16 protein-coding genes are annotated in these 18,979 nt (G+C 73.8%); 13 read left to right on the top strand and 3 right to left on the bottom strand.

The genetic code is table 11. The features are described 5' to 3' along the window. Positions 1-39: 39 nt before the first annotated feature. The 3 genes from IF27_RS24090 to IF27_RS24080 all read right to left on the bottom strand — a co-directional run bounded on the left by IF27_RS24090 (position 40) and on the right by IF27_RS24080 (position 2,988). A complete protein-coding gene (locus IF27_RS24090) occupies positions 40-1,341 on the bottom strand; it encodes a DUF58 domain-containing protein (RefSeq protein ID WP_052851834.1) in 1,302 nt (433 codons plus the stop codon). Beyond that, positions 1,341-2,336 (bottom strand): AAA family ATPase, encoded by a 996-nt coding sequence (locus tag IF27_RS24085; protein WP_052851833.1) that lies wholly within the window; start codon positions 2,334-2,336, stop codon positions 1,341-1,343. Before IF27_RS24085 ends, IF27_RS24090 begins: the two co-directional genes overlap by 1 nt. A 136-nt stretch (positions 2,337-2,472) precedes the next feature. Next, positions 2,473-2,988 carry a beta-class carbonic anhydrase gene (locus IF27_RS24080; RefSeq protein WP_052851832.1) on the bottom strand — a complete coding sequence of 172 codons (516 nt, stop codon included), beginning with the start codon at positions 2,986-2,988 and terminating at the stop codon, positions 2,473-2,475. A 276-nt stretch (positions 2,989-3,264) separates the two neighbouring features. On the opposite strand from IF27_RS24080, the gene rsmH reads away from it, so the two are divergent. The 13 genes from rsmH (at position 3,265) to IF27_RS24015 (ending at position 18,910) form a co-directional block, all read left to right on the top strand. Beyond that, positions 3,265-4,239 carry a 16S rRNA (cytosine(1402)-N(4))-methyltransferase RsmH gene (gene rsmH, locus IF27_RS24075; RefSeq protein ID WP_052851831.1) on the top strand — a complete coding sequence of 325 codons (975 nt, stop codon included), beginning with the start codon at positions 3,265-3,267 and terminating at the stop codon, positions 4,237-4,239. 1 nt (position 4,240) lies between these two features. Next, positions 4,241-4,858, top strand: a complete 618-nt coding sequence (ftsL, locus tag IF27_RS24070) for a cell division protein FtsL (RefSeq protein ID WP_052851830.1) — start codon at positions 4,241-4,243, stop codon at positions 4,856-4,858. Next, positions 4,855-6,726 (top strand): peptidoglycan D,D-transpeptidase FtsI family protein, encoded by a 1,872-nt coding sequence (locus IF27_RS24065; protein WP_052851829.1) that lies wholly within the window; start codon positions 4,855-4,857, stop codon positions 6,724-6,726. Before ftsL ends, IF27_RS24065 begins: the two co-directional genes overlap by 4 nt. A 74-nt stretch (positions 6,727-6,800) precedes the next feature. Next, a complete protein-coding gene (locus tag IF27_RS24060) occupies positions 6,801-8,510 on the top strand; it encodes a UDP-N-acetylmuramoyl-L-alanyl-D-glutamate--2,6-diaminopimelate ligase (protein ID WP_052851828.1) in 1,710 nt (569 codons plus the stop codon). Then, entirely contained in the window at positions 8,507-9,967 is a 1,461-nt protein-coding gene (locus IF27_RS24055; protein WP_052851827.1) for a UDP-N-acetylmuramoyl-tripeptide--D-alanyl-D-alanine ligase, read from the top strand. The genes IF27_RS24060 and IF27_RS24055 overlap by 4 nt, the downstream gene beginning before the upstream one ends. Next, positions 9,964-11,028 carry a phospho-N-acetylmuramoyl-pentapeptide-transferase gene (gene mraY, locus IF27_RS24050; protein ID WP_052851826.1) on the top strand — a complete coding sequence of 355 codons (1,065 nt, stop codon included), beginning with the start codon at positions 9,964-9,966 and terminating at the stop codon, positions 11,026-11,028. Before IF27_RS24055 ends, mraY begins: the two co-directional genes overlap by 4 nt. After that, on the top strand, positions 11,025-12,464 hold the full coding sequence (murD, locus tag IF27_RS24045) for a UDP-N-acetylmuramoyl-L-alanine--D-glutamate ligase (protein ID WP_223291189.1): 1,440 nt from the start codon (positions 11,025-11,027) through the stop codon (positions 12,462-12,464). The genes mraY and murD overlap by 4 nt, the downstream gene beginning before the upstream one ends. 48 nt (positions 12,465-12,512) lie before the next feature. Beyond that, the gene (gene ftsW / locus IF27_RS24040) at positions 12,513-13,856 is read left to right on the top strand and encodes a putative lipid II flippase FtsW (protein WP_052851824.1); all 1,344 of its coding nucleotides are present in this window, start codon (positions 12,513-12,515) and stop codon (positions 13,854-13,856) included. A gap of 7 nt (positions 13,857-13,863) precedes the next feature. Next, positions 13,864-14,955, top strand: a complete 1,092-nt coding sequence (gene murG / locus IF27_RS24035; RefSeq protein ID WP_052851823.1) for an undecaprenyldiphospho-muramoylpentapeptide beta-N-acetylglucosaminyltransferase — start codon at positions 13,864-13,866, stop codon at positions 14,953-14,955. A gap of 81 nt (positions 14,956-15,036) precedes the next feature. Then, the gene (locus IF27_RS24030) at positions 15,037-15,837 is read left to right on the top strand and encodes a cell division protein FtsQ/DivIB (protein ID WP_052851822.1); all 801 of its coding nucleotides are present in this window, start codon (positions 15,037-15,039) and stop codon (positions 15,835-15,837) included. 280 nt (positions 15,838-16,117) lie between these two features. Then, entirely contained in the window at positions 16,118-17,347 is a 1,230-nt protein-coding gene (gene ftsZ, locus IF27_RS24025; protein WP_052851821.1) for a cell division protein FtsZ, read from the top strand. Positions 17,348-17,420: 73 nt separating this feature from the next. Next, complete coding sequence (gene pgeF, locus IF27_RS24020) at positions 17,421-18,155, top strand: peptidoglycan editing factor PgeF (protein WP_052851820.1); 735 nt, start codon at positions 17,421-17,423, stop codon at positions 18,153-18,155. Continuing rightward, a complete protein-coding gene (locus tag IF27_RS24015; RefSeq protein WP_052851819.1) occupies positions 18,152-18,910 on the top strand; it encodes a YggS family pyridoxal phosphate-dependent enzyme in 759 nt (252 codons plus the stop codon). The genes pgeF and IF27_RS24015 overlap by 4 nt, the downstream gene beginning before the upstream one ends. Positions 18,911-18,979: the final 69 nt, after the last annotated feature.

Raw genomic sequence — 18,979 nt, 5'->3', positions numbered from 1 at the left:
AGTGCCATCCCCCCGCGTGTCCCCGCGCGTCCGCCCCGGTCATCCGTACCGTCCCGCCGCGTCGCCCGACTGCTCCGACGCCGCCTGCTGCCAGGCGTGCCCCAGCGGCACACCGGCCCCGAGCAGCTGCGCCGCCCAGCCCGCCGCCCGCACGGCGGCCAGCTGCCGCGCCTCTGCCGCCGCGTCCCGCTGACCGCCCACCACGAAGGCGAGCGCCGCCCCCTGCCGGGGCCGCAGACGCCCGAGCGCGGCGCTGCGCGCGTCGTCCAGCGCCCCCGTGAAGGCGACGACGAGCCCGCTGTCCGACGGCCGCAGCACCTGCTCCGCCGCCTCCAGGGACTCGCCCGCCGACGGCTCCACCCCGGCGAGCACGTCCATCATCACGCCCACCCGCTCCAGCACGTCGCCCGGCTCCGCGCCGGGACGGGGCACGACCAGCCCCGTGTCGGTGAGTAGCCGCACCTCGTACCCCTGGTCCGCCAGGTGCCGCACCATCGACGCCGCACCCGACACCGCCCGCTCGAACGCCGATTCGGGCCCTGCGCCCAGGTACGCCGACCGGCGCGTGTCCAGCAGCACGGTGCACTGCGTCCGCCGCGGCTGTTCCTCGCGCCGCACCATGAGCGCGCCGCGGTGCGCGGTCGAACGCCAGTGGACCCGCCGCAGGTCGTCCCCGTGCCGGTAGTCGCGCGGGATGATGTCGTCCTCGCCGACCGCGGCGAGACCGCGCCGCGCGCCGTCCCCCGCGCCGTTCGCGTTCCCGCCGAGACGGGCGGGCGGCAGCGGCTCGACGTACGGCAGCACCGTCATCGTGTCCGACGTGCTGAAGGAGCGGCTCAGCTCCGCCATGCCGAACGGGTCGGTGAGCCGCAGCTCCAGCGGGCCGAGCGGATAGCGGCCCCGCATGTCGGACCGCACCCGGTACGTCACCTCGCGGCGCCCGCCCGGCTCGATCCTGTCCAGCACGAACCGCGGCCGGGGCCCCAGCATGTACGGCACGCGGTCCTGGAGCAGCAGCAGGCCGCTCGGGAGCCGCCCCACGTTCTCCACGCGCAGGTGCACCCGCGCGTCGCCACCCGCCGGGACGCGCTCCGGCGTCAGACGCCGCGTCGCCGTGACGCGGCTGCGCGTGCCGTGCAGCACCAGGACGCACAGCAGCGGCAGCACGGCCAGCAGTACGCCCACGCGCAGCAGGTCGGGCTGCCCCAGCGCGTACGAGCACAGCGTCGCGGCGCCACCGGCGGCCACGAACGACCGGCCACGTGTCGTCAGCCCGCCGAACGCGGCGCGCAGCGACTCCCGTTCGTCCACGCCCGTACCGGCTGCCACGGGCGCGGCCATCAGTAGCCCCGCGCCTGCGGCTGGGCCGCGTAGGCGTCAGGCACGGGCGTGCGGCGCAGGATGTCGTACACGAGGTCGCCCGTGCTCTGCCGGTTCAGCTGCGCCTGGGCGGTCGGCAGCAGCCGGTGCGCCAGGACGGGGACGGCGAGCTGCTGCACGTCGTCCGGCAGCACGAAGCCCCGCCCCGCCAGCGCCGCCGCGGCCCGCGCCGCCCGCAGCAGGTGCAGCGTCGCGCGCGGCGACGCGCCGAGCCGCAGCTCGGGGTGGGTGCGGGTCGCCGCGGCGAGGTCCACCACGTAGCGGCGCACGGCCTCGGAGACGTGCACGTCCCGCACCAGGGAGATCAGCCGCGTCACGTCCTGCGCGTGGGCGGCGGGCTTCAGGGCGTCGAGCGGCGACGTCCCGCCGTGCGAGGCCAGCATCCGCATCTCGGCGTCGGGCCCCGGGTAGCCGACGGACACGCGCGCCATGAAGCGGTCGCGCTGCGCCTCCGGCAGCGGGTAGGTGCCCTCCATCTCCACGGGGTTCTGCGTGGCGATGACCATGAACGGCTCCGGCAGCTCGTACGTGTGCCCGTCCGCCGTGACCTGCCGCTCCTCCATGGCCTCCAGGAGCGCCGACTGCGTCTTCGGCGAGGCGCGGTTGATCTCGTCGCCGATGACGATCTGCGCGAAGACCGCCCCCGGCTTGAACTCGAACTCCTTGCGGTTCTGGTCGTAGATGCTGACGCCGGTGATGTCCGACGGCAGCAGGTCGGGCGTGAACTGGATGCGCTGCATCGAGCAGTCGATCGACCGCGCCAGCGCCTTCGCCAGCATCGTCTTGCCGACGCCGGGCACGTCCTCCAGCAGGAGGTGTCCGCCCGCGAGCAGAACCGTCAGCGAGAGCCGGACGACCTCCGGCTTGCCCTCGATCACACTCTCCACCGCGCGGCGTACCCGCTCCGCGGTGGCGCTCAGATCGCTGAGCCTGTCCTGCTCCTCATAGGTCGTCAAGCGGCCCTCCTCGGCCCATGAACCATGCCCCGAGCCCGGCTCGGCGCATCCGTACGGGCCACCCCGGCCGCCCCGCGCCGCATCGGCACCGGCCGGTCGCCGCCCCCCAGCATTGTTCACACAACGGCGACCGACGTCACCGCGCGGTGTCCTCCGCGCCGTCGATCTCGCGGAGCAGACCCGTCGTCACGTCGAACACGAAGCCGCGTACGTCCTCAGTGTGGAGGAGGAAGGGGGAGGTGCGCACCCGGGCCAGGGACTGGCGTACGTCCTGGTCCACGTCGCTGAACGAGTCCACCGGCCACGCCGGACGCTGCCCGACCTCGTGCTCCAGTTCGTACCTGAAGTCCTCCGTGAGCGTTTCCAGGCCGCACTGCGTGTGGTGGATCAGCACGACCGAACGGGTGCCGAGGCGACGCTGGCTGATCGTCAGGGAGCGGATCACGTCGTCCGTGATGACGCCGCCCGCGTTGCGGATCGTGTGGCAGTCGCCCAGGTCGAGACCCAGGGCCGCGTGCAGGTCGAGCCGGGCGTCCATGCACGCGACGATCGCCGTTCTGCGGGCGGGGCGAGGGCTGGGGAGCGGCGCGGTGAAGCGTTCCGCGTAGCCGCGGTTGGCCTCGACCAGCTCGTCTGTGACCGTATGAGACATATCCGTGAAGGTAGTACGCGAGCCCGCACCCCGTCTCCTCCAGAGAGGTGATGAGGGTCACAGGCGCGTCCCGAAACGCCCCACACGATCAACCGCAGTGATTGACCGCGGAAACAGGTGGGCTAGTGTGACGCGCACCGGGGAGACGTGCGTCCGTCGCCTGTCCCACCCCCTCCCGAGGGGCCCCGCGGAGTCCGCCGTACGGCGCCGCGGAACCGCGCCGGGCCGTGGGCGTCCCCGCCGTCACCCGATCTCCCCTCCCCGTTCGGAAGGCGCATGACGACCAGCAACGACCGGCCCCCGGAAGCCAGGCACCGCCCCGTCATGCTCCACCGCTGCCTGGACCTGCTGGCCCCCGCGCTGCGCCGCCCCGACGCCGTCGTCGTGGACTGCACCCTCGGGCTCGGCGGCCACAGCGAGGCGTTGCTCGACACCTTCCCCGACGTCCGCCTCGTCGCCCTCGACCGCGACACCGAGGCGCTGCGGCTCGCCGGGCAGCGGCTCGCGCCGTACGGCGACCGGGCGACACTCGTGCACGCCGTGTACGACCAGCTGCCCTCCGCTCTCGCCCGACTGGGCGTCACCCGGGTGGCGGGCGTGCTGTTCGACCTCGGCGTCTCCTCCATGCAGCTGGACGAGGCCGACCGCGGCTTCGCCTACTCCCAGGACGCGCCGCTCGACATGCGCATGGACCAGACGACGGGGCCGAGCGCCGCCGACGTCCTCAACACCTACCCGCCGGGCGAGCTGGTCCGCATCCTGCGCGCCTACGGCGAGGAGAAGTTCGCCCGCAAGATCGTCGAAGCCGTCGTCAGGGAACGGGCCCGCGAACCCCTCACGGGCAGCGCGCGGCTCGTCACCCTCATCCGCGACGCCCTGCCGCAGGCCGCCAAACGCACCGGCGGCAACCCCGCCAAACGCACGTTCCAGGCCCTGCGCATCGAGGTCAACGGCGAGCTGTCCGTGCTGGAGCGGGCGCTGCCCGCCGCGATCGGCGCCCTCGCCGTCGGCGGCCGGATCGCCGTCCTGTCCTATCACTCCCTGGAGGACCGGCTCGTGAAGCGCACCCTGGCCGAGGGCGCGACCGGCACCGCGCCGCCCGGCCTGCCCGTCGTCCCCGAGCAGTACCAGCCGCGCCTGCGGCTGCTGACCCGCGGCGCCGAGCAGCCGTCCGCCGAGGAGCTGGCGGACAACAGCCGCGCCGCCCCGGCCCGCCTGCGGGCGGCGGAGCGCGTCCGGGAGGCGGTCTGACATGCCGCGCCAGCGCGCCGAAGGCCAGGGCCAGACCCGGCTGCTCCGGCTGGCCGGTCTCGTCCCACGCGGCTCCTCGTCGGCCGCCCGCACGCCCTTCGTCCTCCTCGTCGTCCTGCTCCTCGGCTCCGGCATGCTCGGCCTGCTGCTGCTCAACGCGTCGCTGAACGAAGGCTCGTTCGCGCTGAGCGAGCTGCGCCGCGAGACGCGTGACCTGACGGACGAACAGCAGGAGCTCCAAGCAGAGGTGGACGGCTATTCCGCGCCCGACGCCCTCGCAGAACGCGCACGCGAGCTGGGCATGGTGCCCGCCGGCCCGCCCGCCTTCCTGGCGGAGGACGGCACGCTCCTCGGCGAGACCGACCCGGAACCGGCGCCGAGCCCCACCCCGACGGCCCCCGCCGAGGACGACGAGGCGGCGGCGGACGAGGACGCGCCGGACGCCGCCGACGCGCCGACGGGCGACCCCGCCGCCGACCCGCCCCCGCCGGGCGCCGACACCGTCACCGGCCGGTCGGCCCCCGGCGCGGCGCCCCCGCCCGCACCCGACGCCGCGGCCTCACCCTCCGCGTCCACCGCCCCCGCGCCATCCGACGACGGAGAAGGGCCGACCCCATGACCGCGCCCCGCCCCCCGCGCCCCCGCGCGCCGCGCAAGAACGACCCGGGGCTGCGGCTCGGCAACCACCGGCCACGCCTGCGGCTCGTCGGCCTCGGACTGACGCTGATCATGGTCGCCTTCTCCGTGCGCCTCTTCCAGGTGCAGGCCATCGGCGCCTCGTCGTACGCGCAGCAGGCCGCCGTCAACCGCTACGTCGAGGAGACCATCACCGCGCGCCGCGGCGACATCACCGACCGGAACGGCACCGCGCTCGCCACCACCGTGGACGCGTACGACATCACCGCCGACCCGCTGCTGTTCTCCGAGGAGGAGACCGGCGTCCCCGACGCGCCCGAGCAGGCCGCCGCGCTCCTCGCGCCCATCCTGGAGCGCGACCAGCAGGAGCTGACCGACCTGCTGAGCCAGGACGACACCCGCTACGCCCTCCTGGCCCGCCAGCGGACCCCGCAGGTCTGGAACCAGATCAGGGACCTGCGCGCCAACCTCGCCGAGCAGGCCGACAAGGGCACCGGCGTCCAGGTCCTCTCCGGCGTCTTCGCCGTCGAGCACGCCAAGCGCGTCTACCCCAACGACCTGCTCGCCGCCCCCGTCCTCGGCTTCGTCAACAGCGAGGGGGTCGGCAGCGGCGGCCTGGAGGCGCAGCTGGACGGTCAGCTGGCCGGCGAGGACGGCAGCGAGTTCTACGCGCGCTCCGGCGGACGCCGCGTGCCCACCGCGGGCGAGCGCGAGGAACCGGCGGTCCCCGGCATCGACGTCGAGCTCACCCTCGACCGCGACATCCAGTGGGCCGCCCAGCAGGCCATCACGGAACAGGTCGAGGCCAGCGAGGCGGACGGCGGCTACGTCGTCGTCCAGGACACCGTCACCGGCGAACTGCTCGCCCTGGCAGGGGCCCCTGGCTTCGACCCGAACGACATCGCGAACGCCGACCCGGCCAACCTCGGCAACGCCGCGCTGGAGGACGCCTTCGAACTCGGCTCCACCAGCAAGGTCATCACCATGGCGGCGGTCCTTGAGGAGGAGGCCGCCACGCCCGACACCCATGTGACGGTCCCCAACCGGCTGCCACGCGCCGACCGCCAGTTCGGCGACCACGTGGAGCACGAGACGCTGTACCTCACCCTCGCCGGTGTCCTCGCCCACTCCAGCAACATCGGCACCATCCTCGCCGCCGAACAGCTGGGCGACACCCAGCCGGAGGCCAATCGGGTGCTCCACGACTACCTGAGCGCCTTCGGCTTCGGCCGTCCCACCGGCCTCGGCTTCCCCGGCGAGACCTCCGGCATCCTGGCCCCGCCCGAGGACTGGAACGCCTCGCAGCAGTACACGATCCCCTTCGGCCAGGGCCTGTCGGTGAACGCCGTCCAGGCCGCCTCGGTCTACTCCACGGTCGCCAACGGCGGCGAACGCGTCGCCCCCACGCTCGTCCGCGCCACGACCGGCCCCGACGGACGCCGCGAGCCCGCCCCGTCACCCGAACGGACCCGCGTCATCGGCGAAGACACGGCGCATCAGCTCACGGAGATGCTGGAGACCGTCGTGGCCAGCCCCGACGGCACGGGACACGCCGCCCAGATCCCCGGCTACCGCGTCGCGGGGAAGACCGGCACCGCGAACCGCGTGGACCCGGAAACGGGCGTCTACCGGGGCTACACGTCGTCCTTCGCGGGCTTCGCCCCGGCCGACGATCCGCGCGTCACCGTCTACTGCGTCGTCCAGAATCCGACCGAGGGCGCCTACACGGGCAGCGAGGTCTGCGGGCCGATCTTCAACGAGGTCATGCAGTTCTCGCTGGCCGCGCTGCGGGTGCCCCCGACCGGCGACCCGTTCGCGGGCCTGCCCACCACGTTCGATCCTGACGAATGACCGAGCGGACGACCCGGCGAGGCCGCCAGGGGACGCGACCCGACGCAGCGACAGACGAGCGGAGCACCAGGCACGTGAGAACCATCACCGACGGGTCGGCCCCGTTCAGCTCGTTTCGCCCCACGCCCACCACGGCGGGTACGCTCACCGCCGTGCCCCACGCTGATCGAACTCCGCCGGCGCTCCGCCCGCGGCACGTGCGGCCCGTGCCCCTCGCGGAACTGGCCGCCCTCCTGGGCACGGACGCCCCCCAGGACGCCGACGCCGACCGCACGGTCACCGGCATCACGCACGACTCCCGCGCCGTCGTCCCCGGCGACCTGTACGCCGCGCTCCCCGGCGCCCGCTTCCACGGCGCCGACTTCGCCCACCAGGCCGCGAGCCTCGGTGCGGCGGCCGTCCTCGCGGACCCGAGCGGGGCGGAGCGCGCCGCCGCGTCCGGCCTGCCCGTCCTCACCGTCGCCGAGCCGCGCGCCCACCTCGGCGCCCTCGCCGCCGAGATCTACGGCCACCCCGGGCGCGACCTGCTCCAGATCGGCATCACCGGCACCTCGGGCAAGACCACCACCAGCTACCTCGTCGAGGGCGCGCTCCAGCGCGCCGCCGCCGAGGCCGCCCGCGCCGACGAGACGCCGGAGGCCGCCCCCACCGGCCTCATCGGCACCGTCGAGACCCGCATCGGCGACGAGCGCGTCAAGTCGGTCCGCACCACCCCCGAGGCCACCGACCTCCAGGCCCTGTTCGCCGTCATGCGCGAACGCGGCGCCCGCGCCGTCGCCATGGAGGTCTCCAGCCACGCCCTGGTCATGGGCCGCGTGGACGGCTGCGTCTTCGACGTCGGCGTCTTCCTCAACCTCTCGCCCGAACACCTGGACTACCACCGCGACATGGAGGACTACTTCCTCGCGAAGGCCCAGCTGTTCACGCCCGCACGCTCCCGCCGCGGCGTCGTCAACCTGGACGACCCCTACGGCCGCCGCCTCGCCGCCGAGGCGGCGTCCCCGGAGTTCCCCGTCACCACCTTCTCGGCCGAGGGCCACCCGGACGCCGACTGGCGCGCCGAGGACGTCACCGCGGGCCCGCTCGGCTCGACCTTCACCGTGGTCGCCCCCGACGGCGCCAGGATCAAGGCCGCCGCGCCGCTGCCCGGCGCCTTCAACGTCGCCAACGCCCTCGCCGCCGTCGCCGCCTGCGCCGCCGCCGGGATCGACCCGGCGGTCGCCGCCGAGGGCATCGCCGCCGTCCCCGGCGTCCCCGGCCGCCTCGAACGCGTGGACGCGGGCCAGCCGTACCTCGCCGTCGTGGACTACGCGCACAAGCCCGACGCCGTGGAGTCCGTCCTCCAGGCCCTGCGCAAGGTCACCGAGGGCAGCCTCCACGCCGTCCTCGGCTGCGGTGGCGACCGCGACCCGCACAAACGCCCCGGCATGGGCGCGGCACTCGCCCGCCTGGCCGACACCGCCGTCCTGACCTCGGACAACCCCCGCTCCGAGGACCCCCTCGCGATCCTGGCCGCCATGCTGGCGGGCGCCGCCGAGGTCCCCGCGCACGAACGCGGGACCGTCCTCGTCGAGGAGGACCGCGCGGCGGCCATCGCCGCCGCCGTGGCACGCGCCGAGCCGGGCGACACCGTCCTGGTCGCGGGCAAGGGCCACGAGCAGGGTCAGGACATCGCCGGAGTCATCCGGCCCTTCGACGACCGAGTGGAGCTGCGCGCCGCCATCGGGCGCCGCAGCTCGCATGCACCCCAAGATCCCGACGCCAGGCGAGGCCCGCTGAAGTGATCCCCCTTCCCGTAGCTGAGCTCATCAAGGTCGTGCGGGGAGAGCCGCACGACATACCGGAGCCGCCACCCCGCATCACCGGGCCCGTCGTCATCGACTCCCGGCTCGTCGAGCCAGGCTCCCTCTTCGCCGCCCTCCCGGGCGAGCGCGTGGACGGCCACGACTACGCGGAGCGCGCGATCGCCGCGGGCGCCGCCGTCGTCCTGGCCACGCGCCCGGTCGGCGTGCCCGCCGTCGTCGTGGACGACGTCGTCGCGGCGCTCAGCGCGCTGGCGCGGCACGTCGTGGCGACCCTCGCGCCCACCGTCGTCGCCCTCACCGGCTCCGCGGGCAAGACCAGCACCAAGGACCTCATCGCCCAACTGCTGCGCACCGAGGGCCCCACGGTCTGGACGCCCGGCTCGTTCAACAACGAGATCGGGCTGCCGCTCACCGCGCTGCGCACCGAGGAGTCCACCCGCCATCTCGTGCTGGAGATGGGCGCGCGCGGCGTCGGCCACATCCGTGACCTCACGCGGCTCACCCCGCCGCGCATCGGCGCCGTGCTGAACGTCGGGACCGCCCACATCGGCGAGTTCGGCGACAAGGAGACCATCGCGCGCGCCAAGGGCGAACTGGTCGAGGCCCTGCCGCCGGCCGCCGAGGGCGGCGTCGCCGTGCTCAACGCCGACGACCCGCTCGTGCGCGCCATGGCCGCGCGCACCGCGGCGCGCGTCGTCCTGTTCGGCCAGGCCGACGACGCGGCGGTCCGCGCCGAGGACGTACGGCTGACGGACGCGGGCACACCGGCGTTCCGCCTGCGCACCCCCACCGGGTACGCCGACGTCACGATGCGGCTGTACGGTGAGCACCACGTGTCGAACGCGCTTGCCGCGGCGGCTGTTGCGCATGAGGTAGGCATGTCCGCGGAGGCGATCGCCGAAACACTCTCCGCCGCGGGCCCGCTCTCCCGCTGGCGCATGGAGGTCACCGAGCGTCCCGACGGCGTGACGATCGTCAACGACGCGTACAACGCCAACCCCGACTCGATGCGGGCCGCGCTGCGCACGCTCGCGGCGATGGGCGGGGCCGTGAAGGACAGGGGGGGCCGTACCTGGGCGGTGCTCGGCCCGATGGCCGAGCTGGGCGACGACGCGTTCGCCGAACACGACGCGGTCGGACGGCTCGCCGTCCGGCTCAACGTCAGCAAGCTCGTGTCCGTGGGCGGCCGGGAGGCCGCCTGGCTGGACATGGGCGCCAAGAACGAGGGTTCGTGGGGTGAGGAGTCGGTGCACGTGTCCGACGCTCGGGCAGCGGTGGAGCTGCTGCGCGGTGAGCTGAGGCCGGGAGATGTCGTGCTGGTGAAGGCGTCCAGGGCCGCCGCGCTCGAACGCGTCGCCCAGGGCCTGCTGGACGACGCGGGGACGAACGGCGGTGCCGCAGGCACCGGTTCCGAGGGCGAGGTCGCCGCCCGATGAGGCAGATCCTCTTCTCCGGCGCGATCGGCCTCTTCCTGACCCTGGCCGGCACGCCGCTGCTGATCAAGCTGCTCGCCCGTAAGGGGTACGGCCAGTACATCCGGGACGACGGCCCGCGCGACCACCACAGCAAGCGCGGCACCCCGACGATGGGCGGCATCGCCTTCATCCTGGCCACGCTCATCGCCTACGCCGTCACCAAGCTGGCCACCGGCGAACCGCCGTCGATCTCCGGCCTCCTGGTGCTCTTCCTGATGGCGGGCATGGGCCTCGTCGGCTTCCTCGACGACTACATCAAGATCGTCCGCCGCCGCAGCCTCGGCCTGCGCGCCGGGGCGAAGATGCTCGGCCAGTTCACCGTCGGCGTCGCCTTCGCGATCCTCTCGCTGAACTTCGCGGACTCCCGCGGCCTCACCCCGGCCTCGACCCACCTGTCGTTCACCCAGGACTTCTCCTGGTCGATCGGCCCGGTGCTGTTCGTCGTCTGGGCGCTGTTCATGGTCCTGGCGATGTCGAACGGCGTGAACCTGACGGACGGTCTGGACGGCCTCGCCACCGGCGCGTCCGTCATGGTCTTCGGCGCCTACGTCTTCATCGGCGTCTGGCAGTACGGCCAGACCTGCTCCGAGTTCCTCACCGCGGGCGCCGCCTGTTACGAGGTACGCGACCCGCTCGACGCCGCCGTGGTCGCCGCCGCCCTGATGGGCGCCCTCTTCGGCTTCCTGTGGTGGAACACGTCACCGGCCAAGATCTTCATGGGCGACACCGGCTCCCTCGCCCTCGGCGGCGCGCTGGCCGGTCTCGCGATCGTCTCCCGCACGCAGCTGCTGGTGGCCATCCTGGGCGGCCTGTTCGTCCTCATCACCATGTCGGTCGTCATCCAGGTCAGCTCCTTCCGCACGACCGGCCGCCGCGTCTTCAAGATGGCGCCGCTCCAGCACCACTTCGAGCTGAAGGGCTGGAGCGAGGTCCTGGTCGTCGTCCGCTTCTGGATCATCCAGGGCATGTGCGTCATCGTGGGCATCGGCATCTTCTACGGCACATGGGTGGCGGACTGGTGAGCGAGTTCTCCGGACAGCGGATCACCGTGGCCGGGCTCGGCGTGAGCGGCGTCAGCGCCGCCCGCGCCCTGGCCGGGCTCGGCGCCCTCGTCACCGTCGTGGACGGCGGCACGGGCCCCCGGCAGCGCGCACGCGCCGCCGAACTGGCCGCCGAGGGCATCGAGACGCGGCCCGGGGACGGCGACACCCTGCCGAAGGCGACCGACCTGGTCGTCACCTCGCCCGGCTGGCGGCCGGACAGCGCGCTGTTCGCCGCCGCCGCGGCGGCCGGGGTCGAGGTCGTCGGCGACGTCGAGATCGCCTGGCGGCTGCGCGGCCCGGGCGCCGCGCCCTGGCTGGCCGTCACCGGCACCAACGGCAAGACCACGACCGTGCGCATGCTCGCCGCCATCCTCGGCGCCGCTGGCCTGCGCACGGCCGCCGTCGGCAACATCGGCACGCCCCTCCTGGACGTCGTCCGCGCCGACCCGCCGTACGACGTGCTGGCCGTCGAGCTGTCCAGCTACCAGCTGCACTGGGCCCCCTCCGTACGCGCCCACTCCGCGGCCGTCCTCAACCTCGCGCCCGACCACCTCGACTGGCACGGCTCCATGGCCGCGTACGCCGCCGACAAGGGCCGCGTCTACGAGGGCAACGCGGTCGCCTGCGTCTACAACGCGGCCGACCCCGCCACCGAGGCCCTGGTGCGCGAGGCCGACGTCGCCGAGGGCGCCCGCGCCATCGGCTTCACCCTCGGCACGCCCGACGTCTCGCAGTTCGGCGTCGTGGACGGCATCCTCGTGGACCGCGCCTTCCTCGACGACCGGCGCGAGCGCGCCCAGGAACTCGCCACGGTCGCCGACATCGACCCGGGATCACCCCTGCCCGCCGCGCCCCACAACGTCGCGAACGCCCTGGCCGCCGCCGCGCTGGCACGCGCGTACGGCGTCCCGCCCCGCGCCGTCCGCGACGGCCTGCGCGCCTTCCGTCCCGACCCCCACCGCATCGAGCACGTCGCGGACATCGACGGCGTCTCCTGGGTGGACGACTCCAAGGCGACCAACACGCACGCCGCCGAGGCGTCCCTGGCCGCCTACCCGTCGGCCGTGTGGATCGCGGGCGGGCTCGCCAAGGGCGCCACCTTCGACGACCTCGCCCGCGGCGCCGCCGCGCGCCTGCGGGGCGTCGTCCTCATCGGGGCCGACCGGCGGCTCCTCGCCGACGCGCTGGCGCGACACGCCCCGGATGTGCCGGTCGTGGACCTCGACCGGACCGACACTGGGGCGATGACGGCGGCGGTCCACGAGGCGGCACGACTCGCCCGGCCGGGGGACACCGTCCTGCTGGCCCCGGCGTGCGCCTCGATGGACATGTTCGCCAACTACAACGAGCGCGGCGACGCCTTCGCCGCAGCCGTCAGGGCCCTGGCCACCGGCCGGGGCGGGCACGAGGAGTAGCCCCCGGTGGCCGCGGACCGCCGGGGACGGGGCCGAGGAGGGGTCGAGATGACGCGAGCGCCACGACCGGAGACCGAACCGGTACGGCGCGGACGCGCCACCCCACGTCCCCTCCCGCCCCCGCGCCCCGCCTCACGCACCCTCCGCCGCCCGGGGCCGCCCCGCACCCCCAAGGCCCTCGACCGCCTGCGGCGGGCCTGGGACCGGCCCCTGACGGCGTACTACGTCGTCCTGGGCACCGGCCTGCTGATCACGTTCCTCGGCCTCGTCATGGTCTTCTCCGCCTCCCAGATCCAGGCGCTGCGCTACGACCTGCCCGCCACCCACTACTTCCAGAAGCAGCTCTTCGCCGCCGCGCTCGGCACCGTGCTGCTGCTGATCGCCTCCCGCGTCCCCGTACGCCTGCTGCGCGCGCTCACCTACCCGTTCCTCGCCTGCACGGTCGTCCTCCTGGTGCTCGTGCAGGTGCCGGGAATCGGGGTGCGGGTCAACGGCAGCACCAACTGGATCGCCGTCGGCGGCTCGTTCCAGATCCAGCCCAGCGAGTTCGCCAAGCTGGCGCTGCTCCTGTGGGGCGGCGACCTGCTGGCGCGCAAGGGCGACCGGCACCTCCTCACCCAGTGGCGGCACCTGCTGGTGCCGCTCATCCCCGGCGCGCTGCTGGTGTGCGGCCTGGTGATGGTCGGCGGCGACATGGGCACCGTGATGATCATCGTCGCCGTCGTCTTCGCGCTCCTGTGGCTCGCGGGCGCCCCCACCCGCCTGTTCACGGGCGTCCTCGGCACGGTCGCCGTCCTCGGCGCCCTGTTCATCGTCACCAGCGCCCACCGCATGGAGCGGCTGGCCTGCCTCGGCGCCACCGACCCGGGCCCGAACGACGACTGCTGGCAGGCCGTGCACGGCATCTACGCCCTCGCGTCCGGCGGCTGGTTCGGCTCAGGACTCGGCGCGAGCGTGGAGAAATGGGGCGAACTGCCCGAGCCGCACACCGACTTCATCTTCGCCATCACCGGCGAGGAACTCGGTCTCATGGGGACGCTGTCGGTCCTCGGTCTCTTCGCGGCTCTAGGCTATGCGGGTATCCGCGTGGCAGGACGCACGGACGATCCGTTCGTCAGGTATGCCGCGGGAGGGGTCACGGCCTGGCTCATGACCCAGACCGTGATCAACATCGGCGCGGTGCTGGGCCTGTTGCCCATCGCCGGGGTGCCGCTCCCGCTGTTCTCCTACGGAGGTTCCGCCCTGCTGCCCACCATGTTCGCCATCGGGCTGCTGATCGCCTTCGCGCGCAGCGACCCGGCGGCCAGGGCGGCGATGGCCGCGCGGGGACCCCGGCTCAGACGGAAGACGACGGGACGGCGCCGCAACCGGGCGCCGTCCGGAGAGCGGTGAAATACCGGTGCATGTTGTTCTCGCCGGCGGAGGGACCGCCGGCCACATCGAGCCTGCGCTCGCCCTCGCGGACGCCCTGCGCAGGCACGACCCGACCGTGGGCATCACCGCCCTCGGCACGGAACGCGGCCTTGAGACCCGGCTCGTGCCGGAGCGCGGTTACGAGCTGGGGCTCATCCCCGCCGTCCCGCTGCCCCGCAAGCCGACCCCCGAGCTGTTCACCGTGCCAGGACGCCTGCGCGGCACGGTGAAGGCCGCCGAGGAGATCATCGAGCGCACCAAGGCCGACTGCGTGGTCGGCTTCGGCGGCTACGTCGCGCTGCCCGGCTACTTCGCCGCACGCCGCCAGCGGGTGCCCATCGTCGTGCACGAGGCGAACGCGCGCCCTGGCCTGGCCAACAAGATCGGCGCCCGCTACACCCGCTTCGTCGCCGTCTCCACCCCCGACAGCAAGCTGCGGCACGCCCGCTACCTCGGCATCCCGCTGCGCCGGTCCATCGCGACGCTCGACCGCGCCGCGATGCGCGACCAGGCCCGCGCGTACTTCGGCCTCGACCACAACCTGCCCACGCTGCTGGTCTCCGGCGGCTCCCAGGGCGCCAGGCGGCTGAACGAGGTCATCGCCTCCGCCGTGCCGTTCCTCCAGCGCTCCGGCGTGCAGGTGCTCCACGCGGTCGGGCCGAAGAACGAACTGCCGCAGGTGGACACGATGCCGGGGATGCCCCCGTACATCCCGCTATCGTATGTGGACCGCATGGACCTCGCGTACGCCGCGTCCGACATGATGCTCTGCCGCGCGGGCGCGATGACCGTCGCCGAACTGTCCGCCGTCGGGCTGCCCGCCGCCTACGTCCCGCTGCCGATCGGCAACGGGGAACAGCGGCTCAACGCCCAGCCGCTCGTCCGGGCGGGCGGCGGTCTCCTCATCGACGACGCCGAGCTGACACCGGACTGGGTGCGCGGCAACGTGCTCCCCGTCCTCACCGACCCGGCGCGGCTGTACGCGATGTCCAGGGCGGCGTCCGAGTTCGGCCGCCCGGACGCCGACGACCTCCTCGTCGGCATGGTGCACGAGGCGATCGCCGCACGCCGCGCCTGACCCCGGCGCGGACGCGGCCCGCCGGCCGCACCGACACAGACAGACAGCACGGACCAGGGCACGGACGGGAGCTGAGGGAGCGTGGCCGGTACGACGACCGCCCGGCGCGGCGGAAGACCGCGCCCCGGCCCGCCCCCGCCCGCCGGGCGGCTGGCGCGTCTCCTGCGGCCCAGGGGCCGCCGCGTCCTCGTCCTGGCCCTCGTCCTGGCCGCCGCGCTCGGCGGCTTCGGCACCTGGGCGCTGTACGGCTCGGACTGGCTGCGCGTCGAGGACGTCGCCATCGAGCGCGGCGAGGGCCCCGAGGAGCTGACGGAACGCCAGATCCTGGAGGCGGCGGCCGTCCCGCTCGGCTCCCCGCTGGCCTCGCTCGACACCGGCACGATCCGCGACCGGCTGCTCTCCCGGCTCCCGCGCCTGAAGTCGGCCGACGTCGAGCGCTCCTGGCCCGACGGCGTCTCGCTGAGCGTCACCGAGCGCGAGGCGGAGCTGCTCCAGGTCACCGGGGACGGCTTCACCGAGGTGGACGGGGAGGGGGTCGCGTTCGCCGAGATCCCCGAGGCGCTGCCCGGCGTGCCGCTCCTCGAACTCGACCTCTCCGACAGCCCGTCGATCCGCCGCTTCGACGAGGAGCGGGTCCGCGGGGCCGCCGTCTCGGTGGTCAGGAACCTGCCGGGGGAGGTGCGCGAGGAGCTGCGCCTGGTCCGCGCCACCTCCTACGACGCGATCACCCTCGAACTGTCCGGCGAACGGACCGTCCGCTGGGGGAGCGCGGAGCAGCCCGCGGAGAAGGCGTCGGCGCTCGCGGCGGTGCTGGAAGCGGCCCCGGACGCCGCGCACTTCGACGTCAGCGCGCCCAGTGTCCCGGCGTCGGCGGAGGGTTGACGGCGTGCCACACGGTCCCGCGGGACGGCCCCTGGTTGGTGCGCCCGCGCGTGATCACATAGGGTGAAAAGAAAAACAGGAGGTTCGGCGTGTTCGTTGAACGCCCACCAGTTATCGACTTAGTGTCCGTTCCGAGGAATACAAGGAACGACAAGCACAGGTAACCCTAAACTGAAGCGTTAGGGTTCGGGGTGGCCCTTCCTCCGCCCCATCGGCATCCGTCGGCGCACTGCGGCTCACGCGGGCGGCGACACGTAACTCGAGGCGAGAGGCCTTCGACGTGGCAGCACCGCAGAACTACCTCGCAGTCATCAAGGTCGTCGGTATCGGCGGCGGTGGTGTCAACGCCATCAACCGGATGATCGAGGTCGGTCTCAAGGGCGTCGAGTTCATCGCGATCAACACCGATGCGCAGGCACTGCTGATGAGCGATGCCGACGTCAAGCTCGACGTCGGCCGTGAACTCACCCGGGGACTCGGCGCGGGCGCCAACCCGGACGTCGGCCGCAAGGCGGCCGAGGACCACCGCGAGGAGATCGAGGAGGTCCTCAAGGGGGCCGACATGGTCTTCGTCACCGCGGGCGAGGGCGGCGGCACCGGCACCGGCGGCGCTCCCGTCGTGGCGAACATCGCCCGCTCGCTCGGCGCGCTGACCATCGGTGTGGTCACCCGTCCCTTCACCTTCGAGGGCCGTCGCCGCGCGAACCAGGCCGAGGACGGCATCGCGAGCCTGCGCGACGAGGTGGACACCCTCATCGTCATCCCGAACGACCGGCTGCTGTCCATCTCGGACCGCCAGGTCAGCGTGCTCGACGCCTTCAAGTCGGCCGACCAGGTGCTCCTCTCCGGTGTGCAGGGCATCACCGACCTGATCACCACGCCAGGACTCATCAACCTCGACTTCGCCGACGTCAAGTCCGTCATGTCGGAGGCCGGTTCCGCCCTGATGGGCATCGGCTCGGCCCGGGGCGACGACCGCGCGGTCGCCGCCGCCGAGATGGCGATCTCCTCCCCGCTGCTCGAAGCCTCCATCGACGGCGCCAGGGGCGTGCTGCTCTCCATCTCGGGCGGCTCCGACCTCGGCCTGTTCGAGATCAACGAGGCGGCCCAACTCGTCAGCGAGGCCGCCCACCCGGAGGCCAACATCATCTTCGGCGCCGTCATCGACGACGCGCTCGGGGACGAGGTGCGGGTGACGGTCATCGCCGCCGGGTTCGACGGCGGCCAGCCCCCGTCGCGCAGCCGGGAGAAGACGCTCGGCGGCTACGGCGGCAAGGACGACTCCAGCACCTCGCTCGCCCAGGAGCGGCCCGCGCCCGAGCCGGAGCCGGAGCGCCCCGCGTTCGGCGGCCTCGGCTCGCTGTCCGGCCGCAACCCCGGGCTCGGCGAGCGCGACGGCGCGGCGGACCGGCCCGAGCCGGTGCGTGAGCCGATCAGCCCGCAGGTCCCCCCGGCCAGGCCCTACGACGGGCAGGTCGAGGAACTGGACGTCCCCGACTTCCTCAAGTGACACCCGCGGACGCCGCACGGCACTCCGCACCGGGAAGCCATACCGAACAGATGTACTGGGTTGACGCACTGACGTGATAGGGAACCGCGAGTCGTCCGGCGGCGCCCACTTCGCCTTCACCGACCGGTGGGGCGGGGTGAGCGCCGCTCCGTACGCCATGCTCAATCTCGGCGGCGCCGTGGGGGACGACCCCGCGGCCGTCCGTACCAACCGGGGCCTCGCCGCCGCGGCTCTCGGGCTCGACCCGGCCGCGGTCCGCTGGATGCGGCAGGTCCACGGGCGCGATGTCGTCGTCGCCGACGGCCCGCCGCCGGACGGGGAACCGCCCACCGCCGACGCGCTGGTCACCGCGCGCGGGGGTCTCCCCCTCGCCGTCCTCACCGCGGACTGCACTCCCCTTCTGCTGGCCGACCCGGTCGCCGGGGTGGTCGCCGCGGCGCACGCCGGACGTCCCGGACTCCTCGCCGGAGTCGTGCCCGCCACCGTCGAGGCCATGCGCGCGCTCGGCGCCGACCCGGCGCGGATCGTCGCCAGGACCGGCCCGACCGTCTGCGCCCGGTGCTACGAAGTGCCCGCCGCCCTGCGGGACGAGGCCGAACGGACCGTCCCCGGCAGCGGCGCGGTCAGCGCCGACGGCACTCCCGCGATCGACATCCCCGCCGGGGTCCGCGCGCAGCTCGCGGCGAGCGGCGTGCGGGACATCGCGCTCTCCCCGGTCTGCACCCGTGAGTCGGCCGACCACTTCTCCTACCGCCGTGACCGCACCACCGGCCGCCAGGCCGGATACGTCTGGCTGGACCCCTCGTGACCGGGGCCGAGCACACCCCGGCCGGAGCGTCCGGCGCCGCACGGCGGATCGAACTGACGACCGGGCTGGCCCGGGTCGAGGAGCGCATCGCCCGTGCCTGCGCCGCCGCCGACCGCGCGCGGGAGGACGTCACCCTCGTCGTCGTGAGCAAGACGTACCCCGCGGAGGACGTCCGTATCCTCGCGGACCTCGGCGTACGTCAGTTCGCGGAGAACCGCGACCAGGAGGCCGCGGCCAAGGCGGCGGCCTGCGCGGATCTCCCCCTGACCTGGCACTTCGTGGGGCAGTTGCAGAGGAACAAGGTGCGTTCCGTCCTCGGTTACGCCGATTATGTGCACTCGGTGGACCGGGTGCGGCTGGTCTCCGCGCTGTCGGCGGAGGCCGTCAGGCGGGGGCGCGCGCCGCTGGAGTGCCTGATCCAGGTCGCGCTGGAGAAGGAGTCGGGGCTCGGCGCCGCCAGGGGCGGGGTCGCGCCGGACGCCGTGGACGAGTTGGCGGACGCGCTGGCCGAGGCGCCGGGGCTCCGCGTGGCCGGGGTGATGACGGTCGCCCCCCTCGAAGGGGCGTACGCCGGATCGCCCGGCGCGGCGTTCGAACGGCTGGGGGAAATCTCAAGGGGCCTGCGCGCGAGGATTCCTGCTGCGACCATGGTCTCGGCGGGCATGAGCGCGGATCTTGAGGAGGCGATCCTCGCCGGAGCGACACACGTGCGCGTAGGGAGCGCGGTACTCGGTGTCCGCCCCGCCCTCGGGTAACGTCGCCAGGCGAGGGGCCACAGCCGAAAATATGGTCATTCCCGGAGAATTCGGGCAAGTTACGTGGAT

The sequence above is a fragment of the Streptomyces avicenniae genome, from assembly GCF_000719135.1.
GTDB classification, from domain to species: Bacteria; Actinomycetota; Actinomycetes; order Streptomycetales; family Streptomycetaceae; genus Streptomyces; species Streptomyces avicenniae.
The sequence above is the reverse complement of the archived record's forward strand: the minus strand, read 5'-3'. Positions and strand labels throughout refer to the sequence as shown.